Here is a 19,308-nt window from a genome sequence, read left to right as displayed (position 1 = left end):
GCGGGGTTTTTTATTTATGGCAGTCGACATATCGAAGTTTCTCGTTTCCACCTTATTTGTGGGCTGGGAGCTTAGATCTGTCATCTGCTAAAATTGTCAGATGACAAAGTAGATTTAATCCACGCACGAAGTAGTCGGAGTAAAAGATGAAGTTCGTAGATGAAGCGGTAGTAAAAGTTCAGGCTGGCGACGGCGGTAGCGGCGTTGTGAGTTTCTGGCGTGAAAAGTTCATCACTAAAGGTGGCCCTGATGGCGGTGATGGTGGCGACGGTGGTGATGTTTATATCCAAGCCGATGAAAACCTTAACACTCTGATTGATTATCGTTTCCAGCGCTTCTACGAAGCGGAGCGTGGTGAGAATGGCCGCGGCGGTAACTGTACTGGTAAACGTGGTAAAGACATTGTTCTTCGTGTACCTGTAGGTACGCGCGCAGTGGATATCCATACAAATGAAATCGTGGCAGAAGTTGCTGAACACGGTAAGAAAGTGATGATCGCAAAAGGCGGTTGGCACGGTCTAGGTAACACGCGTTTCAAATCTTCAGTAAACCGCGCGCCTCGTCAAAGAACATTAGGCACAAAAGGTGAAGTACGTGAAATTCGCCTTGAGCTATTGCTTCTTGCTGACGTTGGTATGCTTGGTCTACCTAATGCAGGTAAATCAACCTTTATCCGCGCAGTCTCAGCAGCAAAACCAAAAGTCGCTGATTACCCATTCACGACGTTGATCCCAAGCTTGGGCGTAGTGAGTGTCGTACCAGAGAAAAGCTTTGTTGTTGCAGACATTCCAGGTCTTATCGAAGGTGCAGCAGATGGCGCTGGTCTTGGTATTCGATTCTTGAAGCACTTAGAACGTTGCCGAGTGTTGCTGCACATGATCGATATTATGCCAATTGATCAGTCTGATCCGGTGCAAAATGCACTAACGATCATTGATGAGCTAGAGCAATACAGTGAAAAACTGGCAAGCAAGCCACGCTGGTTAGTATTCAACAAAGTTGATTTAATGCCTGAAGAAGAAGCGAATGAGAAGATCCAAGAAATCTTAGACGCACTAGGCTGGGAAGACGAGTACTTTAAGATCTCGGCGATCAACCGCAACGGCACTAAAGAGCTTTGTTACAAACTGGCTGACTTTATGGATAATCTACCTCGCGAAGAGGAAGAAGTGGCTGAAGAAGATAAAGTTAACTTCATGTGGGATGACTACCATAAAGATGCGATGGCGGGTAAAGACGTTATCACTGAAGATGATGACGACGATTGGGATGACTGGGACGATGAAGAAGATGACGGTCACGTTGTCTACGTTCGTGACTAATCAGAACCGTCAAACAATGCCTGTTTGCCTATAATTCATTAAGCCGCAATTATTTATTGCGGCTTTTTTTGTATCTAAATCATATTTAGATGGTGTGATTTACGGCACAATAGCCGATACGTCGTGATTTTTGAGGGCTAGTTTGGACCTCTCACGTATGAATGAGCAACACCCTAAAAGGAATTAGACTTATTTATGACTCTAGAAACCATACCGTCTGGAGAGTTGGCGGTATCCACTCAACGATCTATTTCTCGCCTTGTTGCCCAAGCCGGGCAAATGCTACTCGCTCATGGTGCTGAAAGTACTCTGGTGAGCGATATTATGCGCCGTATTGGCCTTGCTTGTGGGGTTAATGAAGTTGCGGTTGCCCTATCTGCCAATGCACTGGTTGTAACGACGGTAATGGATGGACACTGCATCACCACCACCCGAAGTTGTGCCGATCGTGGCATTAATATGCGCGTTATTACGCAAATTCAACGTATCTGCATCATGATGGAGCGTGGGCTGCTCGATGCAGCCATGGCGCAGAAAAAGCTGAACGCCATCAGTCCAGAGCGTTATAACCGCTGGCTGGTGGTGTTTATGATTGGCTTGTCATGTGCGGCATTCAGTCATCTGGCTGGTGGCGATTGGGGGGTATTTGTTATGACCTTTTTAGCATCAGCTGGTGGCATGATCGTTCGCCAAGAAATTGGTCATCGTCACTTTAATCCTTTACTGAACTTTGCAGCGACCGCCTTTGTCACGACCTTAATTTCTGCGCAAGCGGAAATTTACCAAATCGGCAATCTGCCCACTGTTGCAATGGCATCGTCGGTATTAATGCTCGTACCGGGTTTCCCGTTGATTAACTCGGTGGCAGACATGCTGAAAGGGCACATTAACATGGGTATTGCCCGGTTTGTGATGGCCAGCTTACTGACGTTGGCGACGTGTTTGGGCATCGTTGCTGCGATGAGCGTTACTGGAATTTGGGGGTGGGCAATCTAATGAGTTTGTTTGATTTGATGCTTGGACTGCTGAATGACATGTTTTTCGCTGCGATTCCCGCAGTTGGATTTGCACTGGTTTTTAACGTGCCACAAAGAGCTTTAGTGTATTGCGCTGTTGGCGGCGCGATTGGACACGGCAGCCGTTATTTGATGATGCAGTTTGGTATTCCCATTGAATGGGCGACCTTTTTTGCCGCGACGCTAGTTGGGATGATCGGGGTATACTGGTCTCGCCGCTTTCTCGCGCACCCAAAAGTGTTCACTGTGGCAGCTTTGATCCCGATGGTACCTGGCGTGTTTGCTTACAAAGCAATGATAGCCATGGTTGAGATCAACCATATTGGTTATTCACCTGAGCTCGTTGCAACTTGTATGGAGAACTTTCTTAAGGCCATGTTTATTATTGCAGGCTTAGCTGTTGGTCTTGCTGTTCCAGGGCTGTTATTCTATCGCCGCAGACCAATTGTATAAGGACCTAACATGATCATTAGTATGATTGCCGCGATGGCCGACAATCGCATCATTGGCAAAGACAATCAAATGCCTTGGCATCTTCCCGCCGATTTCGCTTGGTTTAAGCGCTGCACTATGGGCAAGCCTGTTGTGATGGGACGCAAAACCTATGAGTCTATTGGTCGCCCTTTACCTGGTCGCTTGAATATTGTTATCAGCCGTGATGAGACACTAAAGATCGAAGGCGTCACTACCGTAACATCGATTGAGCAAGCTTTGGACGTGACTGGTGACGCGGAAGAAGTGATGATCATTGGTGGTGGTGCGATTTACGCAGCTTGTCTGCCGATGGCCAATAAACTGTATGTAACACACATTGAAGCCGCGATTGATGGTGATACTCAGTTCCCAGACTGGGGAGATCAATTTAAGGAAACCTACTCAGAAACGTATCAAGCGGATGAGAAGAACGCCTACAACATGCGCTTTACTGTGTTAGAAAAGTAATTCGAGATTAAAACAGCGTAGTTAATACGGTAATGCCGTTCGTATAACAGCGAGCGGCCATCCCGGCCTGCCATCATCCTGAAAGCGACGGAGGAGCGTGATTCAGGATCTTCTATACGAGTACTTTGTTGTCAAAGGTATCTCTATCTACCCGCAGCGTACGGATATTAGATTCCTAGTCTCGCTAAGACTCGCTGGAATGACTCTACAGGAGATGTTAGGTGACAGGCATTCTCCCTACGATGGACTATCGACTATTATTCAGTGTTTAACTTAACGCATCCTGAGTAAAGATTTTCTTATCGTCCCAACGGATCATGGTTAGGCTTCCGCCCCAAACACAGCCAGTATCCAGACCGATGATCTCTTCGTCTACATGGCCTTGTAGTGCAGCCCAGTGACCAAATAACACCGTTTTATTGAGGTGAACGCGCTGAGGTACATCAAACCATGGAATAAGTTCGTTACCGGAAACTTGTTGTGGTGGTAGTTTACAATCCATATCCAAACGACCATCGGGGAAGCAAAAGCGCATCCGCGTAAAAGCATTGATAATATAACGGTATCGGTCCAAACCCTGTAGAGAGTCATGCCAGGAATCAGGTTGATTACTGTACATGTTTTTTAAGAGCCAAGGCAGCTCTTCACTTTGGATGATGCGTTCAACTTCGCGGGCACATTTTCTTGCGGTTTTTAGATTCCACTGCGGTGATATCCCAGCGTGACACATCACGAACTCGTCATGCTCGGCCATAAGAGGTTGCTGAGCTAGCCATGCCAATAGATCTTCTTTATCGGGTGCCGTGAAAATAGGTGCGGTTTTATCTTTGTCTTTGACCTTTTTTATCCCGTGAGCAACGGCGAGCAGGTGAAGGTCGTGATTACCAAGCACCACGGTTGCGCTTTTGCCAAGCGACTTCACAAAGCGTAACGTTTCTAGTGATTTAGGCCCTCTGGCGACCAAATCACCAGCGAGCCAAAGTTGGTCTTTTTTCGCAGAGAAAGAGACTTGTTCTAGTAGTCGCTGCAATTCATCAAAACAGCCTTGAATATCACCAACAATATAAGTAGCCACTGAATCTCCAATTTACTAATTTAAAACATTTGGAACAGCAAGACGAAATGGTTCAATTTCGGTGATGAACTCCTGTCCTTTTTCATCCAGCATTTTGTAGTGCCCTTGCATAACGCCGACAGGGGTTTCTAACGCGGTTCCGCTACTGTACGTGTATTCATCATTGCTTGGAATAAAAGGTTGTTGACCCACCACACCATCACCTTCAACCGTCATTTGCTTGCCATTCGAGTCTGTGATTAACCAGCGACGGCTCACTAACTGCACGGTTTGTTGGCTAAGGTTTTTGATGGTGATGATATAGGCGAAAACGTAGCGTTGTAGCTCAGGATTGGACTGTTCTTCGATGTATTTGGTGTGAACTTGAATTTTGATGCAAGGTTGAATGACGTCCATGTGCACTCCTCAGAAACGTAATATCCCAATAATGATAAGCCAAACCGGCAAGGGTTTGGCTTATCGTTTGAGTTCTTAGTGCTGCGGGTTATCCGCAAGCCAGTTCGCCATCGCGACGAATTGTTCTAGCGTCAGGTTCTCTGGACGCATGCTTGGATTAACACCTAGCTCTTCTAGTACTTCTGTGCTTAACAACGATTTGTAGCAGTTACGAACTGTTTTACGACGTTGGTTAAAGCCTTCACGACAAACGCGATCCAGCAAACGCAGATCTTTCGCAGGGCATGGCAGCTCTTCATATGGCACTAAACGAACAACGGCAGAGTCCACTTTCGGTGGTGGAACGAATGCCGTTGGCGGTACTTCCAGTACTGGTACCACTTTACAGTAGTACTGAGCCATTACCGTTAAACGGCCGTAAGCTTTGCTGCCAGGGCCGGCGGCTAGGCGGTTTACCACTTCTTTTTGCAGCATAAAGTGCATGTCTTGAATGTCTTTATGGAATTCAAAAAGGTGGAACATCAATGGTGTAGAGATGTTGTACGGCAAGTTACCGAAAATGCGTAGCTTGTTGTTTGGCTTCACTAATTGAGTGAAGTCAAAACGCATAGCGTCACCCTCATGGATGGTCAACTTATCCGCCAGGTCAGGGTGAGTACGTAGGCGTTCTGCCAGATCGCGGTCTAATTCGATAACTGTGAACTTATCCACTTCACGACCTACCGGCTCAGTGATTGCACCAAGACCAGGACCGATTTCAACCAGGTTTTGACCTGGTTTTGGGTTAATCGCTGATACGATTCCATCAATAATGTATGGATCGTTCAGGAAGTTTTGACCAAAACGTTTACGCGCTTTGTGTCCTAAATGGACATCATTTCTCATTGTTTCTTCTCTACCAAATCTATCGCATGCGTGAGCGCTGTTCGGAAACTCCCTGTATCCGCTTGACCTGTCCCTGCCAGATCTAATGCAGTACCGTGATCCACCGATGTTCTAATAAAAGGTAGACCAAGAGTAATGTTTACTGAACGACCAAAGCCTTTGTATTTTAATACTGGCAACACTTGGTCGTGGTACATGCCTAAAACAGCATCAGCATCATTTAAATATTTTTCATTGAAAATGGTATCTGCCGGCAAGGGGCCGATCAGGTTGATACCTTTTTCTTGTCGAATCTTTTCCAGTGTCGGAGTGATGGTTTCGATCTCTTCATGACCTAAGCAGCCATCTTCGCCAGCATGAGGGTTAAGCCCGCAAACGTAGATGTTTGGTTGTGCGATAGCAAACTTTTCTACAAGGTCTTTATGAAGAATATCGATGATTTTTTCTAATCGCTCTTCGGTGACCGCTTTGGACACATACGCTAAAGGAATATGTGTTGTGACTAGCGCCACGCGTAGTCCTTCCGTTGCTAGCATCATGACGACTAGCGGCGTTTTTGACTTCTCGGCGAAAAACTCAGTATGACCACTGAATGCAACACCTGCGCGATTAATCACCCCCTTATGAACAGGGCCGGTGACAATAGCATCAAATTCATCATTCATACAGCCTAAAGCAGCTCTTTCTAGCGTTTTTAGTACATAGTGACCATTCGCTTCGTTGAGCTCGCCTGCGACCGCAGGTTCCGATATTTGGATATGATCAACGATAAGCGTGCCTGCTTTTTGTGCTTTAGGCGCTTCTTCTGGATTGTAATCAGACAGTTGGACTTCAATGCCAAGCTGCTTGGCTCTGTCCATCAGCATATTTTTATCGGCGCAGACGACAATTTGGTGCGCCCAATCTTCCTTCGATAAGGCAAGCACTAAGTCTGGGCCGATACCCGCAGGTTCCCCTGCGGTTACGACAATTCTACGAATTGTATTAGTTGTCATTGTTGTCATCCACGATTTCAACAAACGCACTTGCGCGTAGTTCTTGCATCCATGCGCCCGCTTCTTCATTAAATTTACGGTTAAATAGAATACGGTAAGCCTTATTCTTCATCGCTGAGTCTGTGCGGTCAACTTGGCGACGATCCAACACTTCAACGATATGCCAGCCGTGAACGGTTTTGAACGGTTCGCTGATTGAGCCAACAGGCAGAGTTTCTACTTGGTGTTTAAATTCAGGCACGTAAAGATCTGGCGTTTGATAACCTAGCTCACCGTCTTGCGCTGCCGAGCCTGGATCTTGACTGTATTGTGTTGCCAGTTGAGCGAAAGTGGCTTCGCCAGCTTTGATGCGGCGTACAAATTCATTCAGTTGCTTCTTCGCCCCTTCGTCACTCAGAATCACGGTTGGTTTGATCAGGATATGACGCGCATTTACTTCCGTTACTGCAACCGTTTCTAAGCCTTTTACATCCTCAATTTTTAGGATGTGGAAACCGACGCCACTGCGAAATGGACCAATGATGCTGCCTTTGTTTTGCATTTTGATCTGATCGGCAAAGATGGTTGGCATCTCTTCTTTACGCATCCAACCCCAGTCGCCACCTTGTAAAGCTTTAGGACCTTTTGAGTAGGCGTAGGCCATCTCCGTAAAGTCTGCACCTTCGTTCAGCTTTTTCGCCAGCGCTTTTGCTTCTGCTTCTACAGCAGATTTTTCTTTGCCGTCAGAGAAGCGTAGTTGAATGTGTCCAATTTTGTATTGAACGGTCGCATTGGTTTCTTGTGATAGTTGCTCAGCAAGGCTGTCGACTTCTGCTGGAAGGATATTAATACGGCGACGAACCAGTGCATTACGGGCTTCTGAAGCGGCGATTTCCTTACGGATTTGTTCGCGGAATTCTGGGTAACTCAAGCCTTCACTTTCTACAGAAGCGGCGAGTTGTTCTACAGATTGTTCATTATTACGTGCGATCTCCGCAATCGCTTGGTTTAAGCGGTTATCGTCAATACGCACACCGATACGGTCTGCTTCTTGGCCTTGCAACGTGTCAATAATCAGCTTTTCAACAACTTGTTCTTTTAACACGCTAGCAGAAGGTAAGCTCTTTCCGCTTTGACGTGCGTTGGCTTGCAGCGTTTTCATCGCTGTTTCGATGTCGCTTTGTAGAATTACACCGTCGTTCACGATGACCGCAACCTTATCGATCTCTACTGGTGCTGCAACCGCTCCGCAAGAGAGTAGGGTCGTGAATAAGATTGATTTCCAAATTTTCATTTAAAATTCCGTCAGTATTTTTTGAATAGGCGTCTTATTCATTTAAGACGCCTATTTCGATTAATTGTTCAGATAGAATGGGCGGCCGTACTTAATCGCGTTGTCAGAACCGTCCAGTTCTTTGACTGCAGTGTCTTCACGCTGATTGGTCGCAAAGCCTTGAATACCGAAGTTAACGCTAAAGTTATTTTCGTATTCAGGTGATGCGCCAGTGCTGCCGATAGTTTGGTTTTCCCAACCAAGCAATTGGTTGGCGTAAGTCACACCAATGTACCAACAGTCAGACTGGTAACGCAGGCTCGCTAGCCATTCTAGGTCCGCATTTTCATTTAGGTCGTAGTAGTATTGACCACTTGCAGACCAGTTCGGGTTGAACTCGTAGGCCGCAACAATACCTGCTTGTGAAATGCCTTTACGAGTAATTGTGTCTAGGTTTTCGAGAATGATCGTATCTTCGATGTATTCACGCGTGACGTAACGATAGTTACCCTGAATAAAGCCACCGTTAAATTGGTACTCTAAGGTACTGTTCGCCAACTGCATGGAGCTCAAATCGATATCGTATTGAATCCCACCGTGATAGAACAAGTAATCGTTGTAGTTGAAATCAGCTTCAATCGCCCATGATGAGTAGTTGGTGGTCTCATCCGGAAGATTTGGGCTGTTGCTCAGTTTGGTCTTTTTATCGAAGTAGTAAATCTGACCAAATGAAACGTTAAGACGCTCTTTATAGTCATCATCAAAGAAGCGCGTACTGGCGCCGTAGCTTAACTGGTTCGCAGAGGCGATTTTATCAATGCCACTGTACTTACGACTGCGGAATAGCCCGTAGTAGTCGGTTTGTAGCAAGGTGGTATCGTAGTTGTAGATATTGGTTTGATCTTCTTCAGGTACGTACAAGTACTGCAGCTGAGGCTCCAGTGTTTGTGTGTAGCCCTTGATCCAACTCGTGTCTCGCTCTAAGTAAAGTTGCGCATGCGTACGGAACTCGGGGATAACACGAGAAACTTCGTCATCTAACTGGTTTTGCAAATTTACATCTGTCAGACCCGTTAAGTCTTGAGAGTAGTACGTGGAAAGCACGCGAGCTTCCGTTGTCCACGTTGCCCATGAATTTGAAAGCGGCAATGTAAGCCCTGGTTCAATATGAACACGGGTCGCATTTGGTCGCGCAGCATCGCTCGTATCGAAGCGGCTGACTTGGCTCTTCACGTCAAAGTTGAGGTAATCTCCCCACAATGGCGTGTAGTAGTTCAAGTCTAACTGAGGAAGCAGGCGATAAGGGCGGTTCTCTTCTTTCAATAAGATTTGGAAGTCACGAACGGTTAACGAGGTATCCCAGAAGTCAGAACGATATTGTACTTGTCCTTCTTGAACCAGTTGACCATCTTCACGGTTACCAATATCGGAGTCGAGATCGAGGAAGTAATCAATATCACTCACTTTTGAGTAATCGACTTTGACTATCCACTGTTTATTGATAATACCGTCGTGTTTAACTTGGTAGCCCCAACGAGACTCGTCTTGATATTTGCGATCGCTATTGAGGTATTCGCCTTTGATTTCACCATTCCCCCAACCATCCGTTAGGTAGCGGAAATCAGTATCGAGTTTTGTTCCGCGCTGCTGCATATAGAGCGTGGTGAGCGTCATGTCATATTGAGGTGCGATGTTCCAATAGAATGGCACCTCGACTTCCATACCATCGCTAGAACCATACGATAAAGAAGGGAAGAGGAAACCCGTTTTACGCGTATCTCCAATTGGCATGGTTAGATACGGCACATAGAAAACAGGAACGTCTAACACTTCAAATCGAGGATGGTGCAGAGTCGCCGTCTCTTCATCTTGGTCAACGTCAATACCTGATGCCACTAAACGCCATGAATTGTCGCCTTGAGGACATGATGTAATTGAACCATCTTCGAGTTCATAAACCGACTGACCTGTACGCGCGATGTATGCTGCTGTGCCTCGACCTTGTTGGCAAAGGAACTGATAATCGGTGTTCTCCAGTGAAAACGTGTCTTGGTTGATGTCATTAGTAACACGATCAGATCGAGCTTTGACTTGGCCGTCATTGAAAGTCACGTTGCCTTCGGCAACCACGACGTTGTCTTGTTGGTGCAGCGTTACGCTATCTGCGGTGATTTTCTTCTGGCCTTGGGTGACTTGTACATTACCTGAGTACTGAGCTTTGTCACCATTGATGGCTTGCAGGGTGTCAGCTTCTACCACTACTGGGGTATTAAGAGCGTCCTCCTCGCCACTGGTATCGACCAAACATTGATCTGTGGCGGGCATTTCCTGCACACTATCATGGATATTCGCTTCAGCTTGAGTGGTGGGTACAAACAAGGCGGTGCTGATAGAGGCCGCTAAACATGTGCGGGAGAAATGTTGCATTGAATTGAACTTTCCTGTGTCACTACTACTCGATGGCTATAGGGCTTGTTGTACCCTAGCGTAATAGCCAAATGAATCAACTATAGTCGCATTTATCCCAGCGTATTGATTCACTGTGGCATAATGACGACAAAATAGCTGCAAAGATAAGCAGGCGAAATGGCCTAGCCGAAATAAAACTAATTCCATTATCATAAAGGAAATCGTTGCATCCGGCACTATAAGACCGCCGTCGTCGATAAAAATTCATTGATAGAGAACACATAATGCATATTTTTGGCAAAATTCTGGGTGCCTTTTTTGGCTTGTTACTTGGCGGGCCGCTAGGTTTACTCTTTGGCTTATTTATTGGCCATCAATTCGATAAAGCACGTCGCTTGAGTCAAGCCGGGTTCTCTACTGGCGGCTTTGGAAAAGGGCCGAGCCAAGCTCAGCGCCAAGAAGAATTTTTTAAAGCGGCGTTTGCGGTAATGGGACATGTGGCAAAAGCGAAAGGCCAAGTCACCAAAGAGGAAATCCAACTGGCTTCTGCCATGATGGATCGCATGAATTTGCATGGCGAACAGCGCCGCGCTGCGCAAGATGCGTTTCGTGAAGGTAAAGACAGTGACTTTCCGTTAGAAGACGTTCTTGTTCGTGTGAAAATTTCGACAGCAGGCCGTTTTGACTTGTTGCAATTTTTCCTTGAACTACAAATCTCGGCGGCCTTTGCTGACGGCTCGATTCATCCTAGTGAACGAAATGTGTTACACAAAATAGCACGTGGTTTGGGTTTCTCTTCTGAGCAGCTAGAGCGTCGCTTGCAAATGCAAGAAGCCGCATTCCGTTTCCAAAGCCAGGGTGGTTTTCATGGTCAGCATCAAGGCCAATCTTCTGGTGGTAGCTGGCAACAAGCTTCACAAGCGGATCAACTGGCTGACGCGTACAAAATTCTGGATGTGTCTTCAGGTGCCGACAGTAAAACCGTCAAGCGTGCTTATCGTAAACTGATGAACGAGCATCACCCAGACAAATTGATGGCTAAAGGTCTACCTCCAGAGATGATGAACGTAGCGAAAGAAAAATCTCAAGAGATTCAAAACGCTTACGATCTGATTAAAAAGGTCAAAGGCTTTAAGTGATTTTGTCAAAATCTAGAAAGTAAAAAGGGCACTTGGTGCCCTTGTTAGCTTTTGGGTTACGGGTGACCAAAAGCGTTGCAAGCTGAACGGTGGCGATAAATTAGTCAGCTTGATTCAAACTCCAATCGTATTCGTACTTCACTGTTCCAGAGAAGTCTTTGTACTGTGGCGCGTACTTCGCGATGTGGCTGAAGACTTGTTTTTCTCCACCAAAGTCCGCTGCAAACCAATCATAAATGGAAGACAGCTGTGCCGTGTTTCCTTGAATGGATACGCCTTTGTTGCTGTTAATAAACGTTCTGGCAGCACTTTCAAGTAAGGCTTCAGTGTTTTCGGCAGTGAATGCTTGAGCTTGTAGGTTAGGGCATCCCAAACTTGCACAATTTACGGCGTAGTGCGTTCTTGGATCATTCCAAATTGGACGCAAAATTCGATGTTCAATATCGTTTAAAGTTAGATCCTTCCCGTTGACCACAACCACATCGTCTCCCCAAGGACCAAAGCTAAATAAACCACCTAGCTTGGTGATTGATTCGACTGGATAGTTATCCAAAATAAGATCTACCGTGATGGCGTTGTAAAGGTTTACCCAATAGGCATATTGCTCTGCTTGGTTGTATTGTAGAGGGTCGAGTTTTACCAGTCGTTGGATGTACTGCTTTAACTTGGTTTTGTCTGAAGTTGTGACTGTGCTATAGCGGAACAAAGTATTCTCACCTTGTTCAACCAAGTAATTGTCTAACAGTTGTTGCCATTCCTGGTGGGAAATGTGTGTTTGGTTGGCCTGATTCGATTGTTGCCAATACGGCCATAAATCAGATTTAGGAGCAGCGAACGCCGAGAAAGAAACTAGAGCACACAATAGCAATAACAGACGCTTCATAGAGATACCTTTGAATGAGATATTGTTGATAGTGTAGACCTGTTTAGTGCTTGTTTTCTTTCTTGAGGCAATGAAAATAAAAGAAAAAAGGCTGACATAAGCCAACCTTTTGTTTGTTTAAATTGCGATTTTAATTAGCTTAAGAAGCTTGGGATATTCGCTTCGTATTCCGCAATTTTGTCCTCGTGTTGAAGCGTTAGGCCAATATTGTCTAAACCATTCAACAAACAGTGACGACGGAACTCATCAATTTCAAAACCATATTCTTTGCCGTTGGCACGAACCACATTCGCTTCTAAATCGACCTCGACTTCTGCGCCTTCATTTGCCTCAACAAACTGGAAGATTTCATCCACTTCTTGTTCAGTCAAACGAACTGGCACCATTTGGTTGTTGATCGAGTTGCCGTAAAAGATATCGGCAAAGCTTGGTGCGATCATCGCTTTTATGCCGTAATCCGCCAGTGCCCACGGTGCGTGCTCGCGAGATGAGCCACAGCCGAAGTTTTCACGAGCCAGCAAGATAGACGCGCCTTGGTAGCGAGGTGCGTTCATCACGAACTCTGGATTTGGTTGTTCGCCAGCATCGTCTAGGAAGCGCCAGTCATGGAACAAGTGTTTACCAAAGCCTAGGCGGGAGACCTTTTGTAGGAACTGCTTTGGAATGATGGCATCAGTATCAACGTTCGCCGCATCTAGAGGAACAACTAAGCCTGTGTGTTGTTTAAAGCCTGACATTTGTTTGCTCCTTAGTCTAGTTCACGAATATCTACAAAGTGACCAGCAATTGCTGCTGCCGCTGCCATCGCAGGGCTCACTAGGTGTGTACGGCCATCACGACCTTGGCGGCCTTCAAAGTTACGGTTTGAAGTAGACGCACAACGTTCATGTGGACCCAAACGGTCGTTGTTCATTGCTAGACACATCGAGCAACCTGGTAGGCGCCACTCAAAGCCCGCCTCTTTAAAGATGACATCTAGGCCTTCTGCTTCCGCCTGCGCCTTTACTTGCTCAGAGCCAGGAACGATTAGCGCTTGAACGTGAGACGCGACTTTGCGACCTTTCGCCACTTCCGCCGCGGCGCGCATGTCTTCGATACGTGAGTTAGTACAAGAACCAACGAAGACTTTATCGACGTTGTAATCCGACAATGACTTGCCCGCTTCCAGACCCATGTAAGCCAGTGCTTTTTCTGCCGATGCTTTTTCTACTGGGTCGGCAAAACTTTCTGGTGCTGGGATTGGTTGGTCTACCGCGATAACTTGGCCTGGGTTAGTACCCCAAGTGACTTGTGGTTTGATATCCGCTGCGTTCAGGGTTACGACCGCATCAAACTGGGCATCATCGTCAGTTTTTAATGTCTTCCAATATTCTACAGCGGCATCAAAATCCGCACCTTGAGGTGAGAACTTACGGCCTTTGATGTATTCGAATGTAGTTTCATCTGGCGCAATCAAACCGGCTTTTGCACCTAACTCAATCGCCATATTACATACGGTCATACGACCTTCCATTGAAAGGTCAGTGATCGCTTCACCACAGAATTCGACTACGTAACCGGTACCGCCTGCTGCTGTCGTTTCACCGATGATTGCTAGCACAATGTCTTTCGCAGTAATGCCCGGAGCTACTTTGCCTTTCACTTCGATCTTCATCGTTTTAGCGCGCGCTTGTTTTAGCGTTTGAGTTGCTAATACGTGCTCAACTTCTGATGTACCAATACCAAAAGCTAGAGAGCCGAATGCACCGTGTGTAGCTGTGTGCGAGTCACCACAAACAATGGTCATGCCCGGTAGGGTAATACCAAGTTCTGGACCCATAACGTGCACAATACCTTGGTATTTGTGGTTAATGTCGTAAAGCGTTACACCAAACTCTTCACAGTTTTTCGATAGCGTTTCCATCTGAATACGAGCCATCTCACCGGATGCGTTGATGTCTTTGGTGGTGGTCGAAACGTTGTGGTCCATAGTGGCAAAAGTTTTGCTGACCTGACGCACTTTACGACCTTTTTCACGCAAGCCGTCAAATGCTTGTGGAGAGGTCACTTCATGTACCAAGTGACGGTCGATGTACAAGATAGGGTTTTCCCCTTCTGCTGCGACGGCAACGTGTGCGTCGTAGACTTTTTCGTATAGTGTTTTGCCCATTGTTTGCTTCCTTTCCTCGTTATCCTTGTTGCTTTGTTTTAGCACCAATGACTTAGAGGTAAGTCATTGGTGGATAGAGGATTTAGTATTTATTATGAATCTGTTCTGTATTACGAGTTTAAGATGTACTCAGCGATCTTATCGCCCATCTCTGATGTTGTAAGTGCCGGGTTGTTGCCTGCAAGGTCGCCTGTTAGCTCGCCAGCTGAAAGTGCTTTCGACACCGCTGCTTCGATGTCTTGTGCTGCGGCTTCTTCGCCAAGGCTATAACGTAACATCAGTGCCGAAGATAGGATTTGCGCCACTGGGTTAGCGATGTTCTTACCTGCGATATCGGGTGCACTGCCGCCTGCTGGCTCGTACAGACCGAATTTGCTTTCGTTTAGGCTCGCTGAAGGCAGCATACCCATAGAGCCAGTGATCATTGCGCACTCATCAGAAATGATGTCGCCGAAGATGTTTGAACATAGCATGACGTCGAACTGTGCTGGGTCTTTGATAAGCTGCATGGTTGCGTTGTCGATGTACATGTGTGATAGCTCGACATCTGGGTAGTCTCTCGCTATTTCTTCGACCACTTCACGCCATAAGATTGAACTTTGTAGAACGTTCGCTTTATCGATAGAGCAAACTTTCTTGCGACGCAAGCGAGCAGACTCAAAAGCGATTTTTGCAATACGTTCGATCTCAAAGCGGTGGTACACCTCAGTATCAAACGCTTTTTCTGTCGCGCCTTCGCCTTCACGGCCTTTTGGTTGACCGAAATAGATACCACCCGTCAGTTCACGGACCACAACGATGTCAAAACCACGGCCTGAGATGTCAGCACGAAGTGGTGAGAAAGCTTCAAGACCTGAGTGGATTTGCGCTGGGCGTAGGTTACAAAACAGTTGGAAGTGTTTGCGTAGTGGTAGTAGGGCACCGCGTTCAGGTTGGTCATTTGGTGGCAAGTGTTCCCACTTCGGACCGCCAACTGAACCGAATAGGACTGCATCAGACTCTTCACACGCTTTTACTGTGCTTTCTGGAAGTGGAGAGCCGTGATTATCGATCGCGATGCCGCCTACATCATGCTCGTCACGCTCAAACGCAATACCATGCTTCTTTTCGATAGCATCCAATACCTTGTGTGCTTGCGCCATTACTTCCGGGCCGATGCCGTCACCGGGTAGGACGGCAATTTTGTATGATTTGTCTGTCATGTTAATCCTTTAAGTTTTCTAATTTTGAGCTTAATTATTTCAACGAGCGTGTTCTTTCCTGAGCCATGTAGCTCGGTTGTTATTACACAGTCGCAATCTTTTTCTGCTTCATTTCTTCGATTTTGTCTGCACGGTGGATGCTATTAATAACGTGCAATAGTGCTTGGCCGGAAGCTTCAACGATATCGGTGGAAACGCCCGTACCGTGGTATTTACGACCTTTGTAGTTGGCAATGATGTCTGCTTGACCCAAACCATCTTCACCTTCGCCTTTCGCGGTTAGGTCGAATTTATCCAGTACGATGTCGTAGCCTGTCACGCGGTAGATACATTGGTATAGCGCATCAACTGGGCCATTACCGACTGCCGCTTCACACATTTCTTCATCGCCACATTGCATTTTGATGCTGGTGGTGGCCATTACGCTGCCCGATTGCACGCTTAGGTAGTTCAGTTTGTAGAAGTCATCTTCTTCACGCAGGTTCGAGAAGTGCATTAGGGCCTCTAGATCGTAATCGAACACTTGGCCTTTGCGGTCGGCAAGTTTCAAGAAGTCCGCGTATAGAGCGTCTAGGTTGTACTCGTCCTCGTTGTATCCCATGGTGTCCATGTGGCTCTTCACGGCTGCGCGACCACTACGGCTGGTTAGGTTTAGTGCTTGGTTTTTAAGGCCAATCGACTCAGGGGTCATGATTTCGTAGGTATTCTTATTCTTTAACATACCATCCTGATGGATACCTGAAGAGTGGCTAAAGGCATTGGCGCCCACAATCGCTTTGTTGCTCTGAATTGGCATGTTGCATAGTTGGCTCACCAATTTACTGGTGCGGTGAATTTCATCATGTTTAATGCCAGTGTGAACGCCCAAGAACTCTTGACGCGTCTTGATGATCATTGCGATCTCTTCAAGTGAACAGTTTCCCGCTCGCTCACCAATGCCATTGATGGTGCCTTCTATCTGACGTGCGCCGGCTTGAACGGCGGCAATAGAGTTGGCAACTGACATCCCCAAGTCGTCGTGACAGTGAACGGAGATGATCGCTTTATCAATGTTTGGAACGCGGTTGAAAAGGGTTTGAATAATGCCACCAAACTCGCTTGGTACTGTGTAGCCAACGGTATCTGGAATGTTGATTGTGCTCGCACCTGCATTGATGGCAGCTTCTACCATGCGACATAGGTTGTCGATAGGAGTACGACCTGCATCTTCACAAGAAAACTCGACATCATCGGTGTAGTTACGCGCATGTTTAACGGCGTTGACTGCCATTTCTAGTACATCGTCGTAGCTGCGGCGTAGTTTGTCTTCTACGTGAATGGTGGAAGTGGCTAAAAACGTGTGAATACGGAATTGGTCGGCCACTTTTAATGCTTCAGCGGCGGCATCAATATCTTTCGCAACGGCACGCGAAAGGGCACAAACTCGACTGTTTTTGATGTTTTTTGCAATGGTTTGTACCGACTCGAAATCACCAGGTGAAGAGATTGGGAAGCCAGCTTCGATAACATCAACGCCGAGTCTTTCCAGCGCATAGGCAATTTGCAGTTTTTCTTTAACCGTCAAGCTTGCTGACAACGCTTGCTCGCCATCACGCAATGTGGTGTCGAATATAATGACCTGATCGTTCATGTTTGCTTCCTTCCTGATTTCTGCACTTTACGTGCAAGTTAATCGTTTACTTCCAGTATTTAGATATAAAAAAACCCGCATTCTCATGCGGGTTCTTAGAAATTGGTGTGGTTATTTTTCTTCCACAGCCTACCCGCGCGAACTGGTCACGATCAGGAGGAGGCTAAGCAGAATAGAAAAATGAGCTGACATAGTTGTTAAGCTTTCCACATAATTAAGTTAACAAATTAGTACCGCACTCCATGGAGCGCGTCAACCCTAAAGTCGATTTTTTATTCATATCGGATGAGTCTTTTCATTTACTCGAGAAAAATGATGCGCTAAGTGAAACTGCATGGTGCGATAGAAACGTGCTAGAAGAGGCAAGTTCTCATCAAGTTTGCGACGTTTCATTACCAAAACAAACATTGGGATTGCGACTTGTCACACAAAGGCCCGAATTGTTTGGCAAAAGTTTTGAATGACCATTTATAGTAGTGCAGTTGCACTAGGTAAAAAGAAGGGTTAAGGAATAATGAGGTTAGCAAAACAATTTGGACGTTCAGCCGCAGTATTTACTCTGGTCAGCTTATCGGGTTGTCAGCTGTTTCAATCTCAAACCTATATGGCAGAGATTTCCCCTGTTGCTATTAATGATCACTCTCAGAGTGTCATGGTGATTAATGATCAAATGGATCGATTCTTGAGCTACGAGGGACGTGAATCGTTTTTGAATCAAATGCTCGTTGCTCTTGAGTCGAACAGTCGAGATAAATTTAAAGGCAAAGATCCGGAAACCTATTCGTGGTGGAAGATCCGAGTGCAACCTAGTGAGAAACAACAAGCGGAAGTCTTCCGACCAACAGCTGACGGTGTGGATACCTCAAACCCAGTTGAGTTTATGGATGTCTCCTATCGCTCTAAGACCACATTAAACCTGCGATCCAAGCCGAGCCTAGAAGGAGAAAAGCTTGGCGTGTTATCGAAAGGGGAAGTTTTTAATGTGTTGGCAAAAGTGGTGGACCAACCTTGGTTTCTCGTTGAACAGAAAGGCGTGATAAAAGGTTACGTCCATAAGGATTACGCGCGCAGCAATGTGGTAAATCGTGACATTCTATCGACACAGCCTAATCCTCTTTTAGAGTCTGCTTCGAGCACAACTGAGCAAACGGGCATAGAGCATGAACTGTCAGGAAATTACACTTGCCGCTCCCTTAGCTACGAGCTGACAAAAGATGGCGACATGACGATGGGCTCTTTGCGCGCCTGCCGTAAGAAGAGAAAAGTCTGGTACATCGATACGCCCCAACCGCAGCAAGCAAACCCTTCTTAATCGTTCTCTCCTAAGATTGTGCTCAATAGATAGATCATTGGGCACACTCTAATTTGGCATTTGTCATTAATTGTCCAAACTCCCGTCATGCAGTTGTCACCTAAACCTCCTACTTTTCACACAACGGCGTTGTCAAAGTAAGGAAAGGTCACATGCGAACCATAGAGACAGTTACACAGCCAATTGCAATCATTGCTAAGTTTGATTTAGCGCTCTCTAGTGTTTGTCTTAAGCACCGTTTTAATCAGCAAGTTGCCAACATCAGTAAAGGAGTCTCCCACAGTGGTGACGGACATCTGTACTTGGTGCTAGGTTTATTAGCTTGGTATTTAGATAAAGAGCAGGGAGTCTGGTTTTTACTGGCGGGTTTACTTGCTTTTGCTATCGAGTTGCCAATTTATTGGGCGCTGAAAAACAGTTTTAAGCGTCGTCGCCCTGAAGAACTCAGTGCACTCCTTCCTGCTTTTATTACCCCCTCTGATCGCTATAGCCTGCCTTCAGGACACACTGCCGCTGCGTTTGTCATGGCGACGCTGATTGATCATTTCTATCCGAGCCTAGGCGTTGCTGCATTCTTTTGGGCAAGTTTAATCGGAACCGCGCGAATCTTATTGGGGGTGCACTTTTTTACCGATGTCATCATTGGTGCACTGCTAGGTAGCCTTTGTGGTGGGTTAGCGATTGCGATGCTGGGAGGCTAA

At 46.3% G+C, this 19,308-nt stretch carries 18 protein-coding genes; 7 read left to right on the top strand and 11 right to left on the bottom strand.

All coding sequences use genetic code 11. From position 1 onward, the window contains the following. Positions 1-146: 146 nt before the first annotated feature. The 4 genes from cgtA (at position 147) to folA (ending at position 3,280) form a co-directional block, all read left to right on the top strand. Complete coding sequence (cgtA, locus tag NL643_RS06310; RefSeq protein ID WP_005383091.1) at positions 147-1,322, top strand: Obg family GTPase CgtA; 1,176 nt, start codon at positions 147-149, stop codon at positions 1,320-1,322. Between the two features lie 195 nt (positions 1,323-1,517). Beyond that, positions 1,518-2,318 (top strand): threonine/serine exporter family protein, encoded by an 801-nt coding sequence (locus NL643_RS06305; protein ID WP_150916207.1) that lies wholly within the window; start codon positions 1,518-1,520, stop codon positions 2,316-2,318. Next, complete coding sequence (locus NL643_RS06300; protein WP_005392295.1) at positions 2,318-2,791, top strand: threonine/serine exporter family protein; 474 nt, start codon at positions 2,318-2,320, stop codon at positions 2,789-2,791. Before NL643_RS06305 ends, NL643_RS06300 begins: the two co-directional genes overlap by 1 nt. Before the next feature lie 9 nt (positions 2,792-2,800). Continuing rightward, a complete protein-coding gene (gene folA / locus NL643_RS06295; RefSeq protein ID WP_253644107.1) occupies positions 2,801-3,280 on the top strand; it encodes a type 3 dihydrofolate reductase in 480 nt (159 codons plus the stop codon). 268 nt (positions 3,281-3,548) lie between these two features. Here the strand turns inward: folA and NL643_RS06290 are convergent, their stop codons facing one another. The 6 genes from NL643_RS06290 to lptD all read right to left on the bottom strand — a co-directional run bounded on the left by NL643_RS06290 (position 3,549) and on the right by lptD (position 10,310). Beyond that, a complete protein-coding gene (locus NL643_RS06290; protein WP_253644106.1) occupies positions 3,549-4,355 on the bottom strand; it encodes a symmetrical bis(5'-nucleosyl)-tetraphosphatase in 807 nt (268 codons plus the stop codon). A 15-nt stretch (positions 4,356-4,370) separates the two neighbouring features. Next, positions 4,371-4,751: a Co2+/Mg2+ efflux protein ApaG gene (gene apaG, locus NL643_RS06285; RefSeq protein ID WP_005379668.1), complete on the bottom strand. Its 381-nt coding sequence runs from the start codon at positions 4,749-4,751 to the stop codon at positions 4,371-4,373. Positions 4,752-4,826: 75 nt separating this feature from the next. Further along, entirely contained in the window at positions 4,827-5,636 is an 810-nt protein-coding gene (rsmA, locus tag NL643_RS06280; RefSeq protein WP_170892325.1) for a 16S rRNA (adenine(1518)-N(6)/adenine(1519)-N(6))-dimethyltransferase RsmA, read from the bottom strand. Then, complete coding sequence (gene pdxA, locus NL643_RS06275) at positions 5,633-6,631, bottom strand: 4-hydroxythreonine-4-phosphate dehydrogenase PdxA (RefSeq protein ID WP_182036206.1); 999 nt, start codon at positions 6,629-6,631, stop codon at positions 5,633-5,635. The genes rsmA and pdxA overlap by 4 nt, the downstream gene beginning before the upstream one ends. Beyond that, a complete protein-coding gene (gene surA, locus NL643_RS06270; RefSeq protein ID WP_226421524.1) occupies positions 6,621-7,904 on the bottom strand; it encodes a peptidylprolyl isomerase SurA in 1,284 nt (427 codons plus the stop codon). The genes pdxA and surA overlap by 11 nt, the downstream gene beginning before the upstream one ends. A 60-nt stretch (positions 7,905-7,964) precedes the next feature. Continuing rightward, positions 7,965-10,310 (bottom strand): LPS assembly protein LptD, encoded by a 2,346-nt coding sequence (gene lptD, locus NL643_RS06265; RefSeq protein ID WP_253644105.1) that lies wholly within the window; start codon positions 10,308-10,310, stop codon positions 7,965-7,967. A gap of 266 nt (positions 10,311-10,576) precedes the next feature. On the opposite strand from lptD, the gene djlA reads away from it, so the two are divergent. Continuing rightward, complete coding sequence (gene djlA, locus NL643_RS06260) at positions 10,577-11,431, top strand: co-chaperone DjlA (RefSeq protein WP_085342744.1); 855 nt, start codon at positions 10,577-10,579, stop codon at positions 11,429-11,431. A 100-nt stretch (positions 11,432-11,531) separates the two neighbouring features. Here djlA and NL643_RS06255 read toward each other — a convergent pair whose 3' ends face one another. The 5 genes from NL643_RS06255 to leuA all read right to left on the bottom strand — a co-directional run bounded on the left by NL643_RS06255 (position 11,532) and on the right by leuA (position 17,295). After that, entirely contained in the window at positions 11,532-12,314 is a 783-nt protein-coding gene (locus NL643_RS06255) for a DUF547 domain-containing protein (protein WP_253644104.1), read from the bottom strand. A gap of 134 nt (positions 12,315-12,448) precedes the next feature. Next, a complete protein-coding gene (gene leuD / locus NL643_RS06250; RefSeq protein ID WP_203342957.1) occupies positions 12,449-13,051 on the bottom strand; it encodes a 3-isopropylmalate dehydratase small subunit in 603 nt (200 codons plus the stop codon). Between the two features lie 11 nt (positions 13,052-13,062). Then, positions 13,063-14,463, bottom strand: coding sequence for a 3-isopropylmalate dehydratase large subunit (gene leuC, locus NL643_RS06245; RefSeq protein ID WP_039841408.1), 1,401 nt, complete (start codon positions 14,461-14,463; stop codon positions 13,063-13,065). 110 nt (positions 14,464-14,573) lie between these two features. Continuing rightward, positions 14,574-15,665 (bottom strand): 3-isopropylmalate dehydrogenase, encoded by a 1,092-nt coding sequence (gene leuB / locus NL643_RS06240; RefSeq protein ID WP_253644103.1) that lies wholly within the window; start codon positions 15,663-15,665, stop codon positions 14,574-14,576. Positions 15,666-15,747: 82 nt separating this feature from the next. Further along, complete coding sequence (leuA, locus tag NL643_RS06235) at positions 15,748-17,295, bottom strand: 2-isopropylmalate synthase (protein WP_006742733.1); 1,548 nt, start codon at positions 17,293-17,295, stop codon at positions 15,748-15,750. 514 nt (positions 17,296-17,809) lie between these two features. On the opposite strand from leuA, the gene NL643_RS06230 reads away from it, so the two are divergent. Both NL643_RS06230 and NL643_RS06225 read left to right on the top strand, forming a co-directional pair. After that, positions 17,810-18,607: an SH3 domain-containing protein gene (locus tag NL643_RS06230; RefSeq protein ID WP_006742734.1), complete on the top strand. Its 798-nt coding sequence runs from the start codon at positions 17,810-17,812 to the stop codon at positions 18,605-18,607. Positions 18,608-18,759: 152 nt separating this feature from the next. Then, a complete protein-coding gene (locus tag NL643_RS06225; RefSeq protein ID WP_253644102.1) occupies positions 18,760-19,308 on the top strand; it encodes a phosphatase PAP2 family protein in 549 nt (182 codons plus the stop codon).

Origin of the sequence: Vibrio sp. Y42_MX_L11 (assembly GCF_024181785.1) — a bacterium.
Taxonomy (GTDB): domain Bacteria; phylum Pseudomonadota; class Gammaproteobacteria; order Enterobacterales; family Vibrionaceae; genus Vibrio; species Vibrio diabolicus.
The sequence above is the reverse complement of the archived record's forward strand: the minus strand, read 5'-3'. Positions and strand labels throughout refer to the sequence as shown.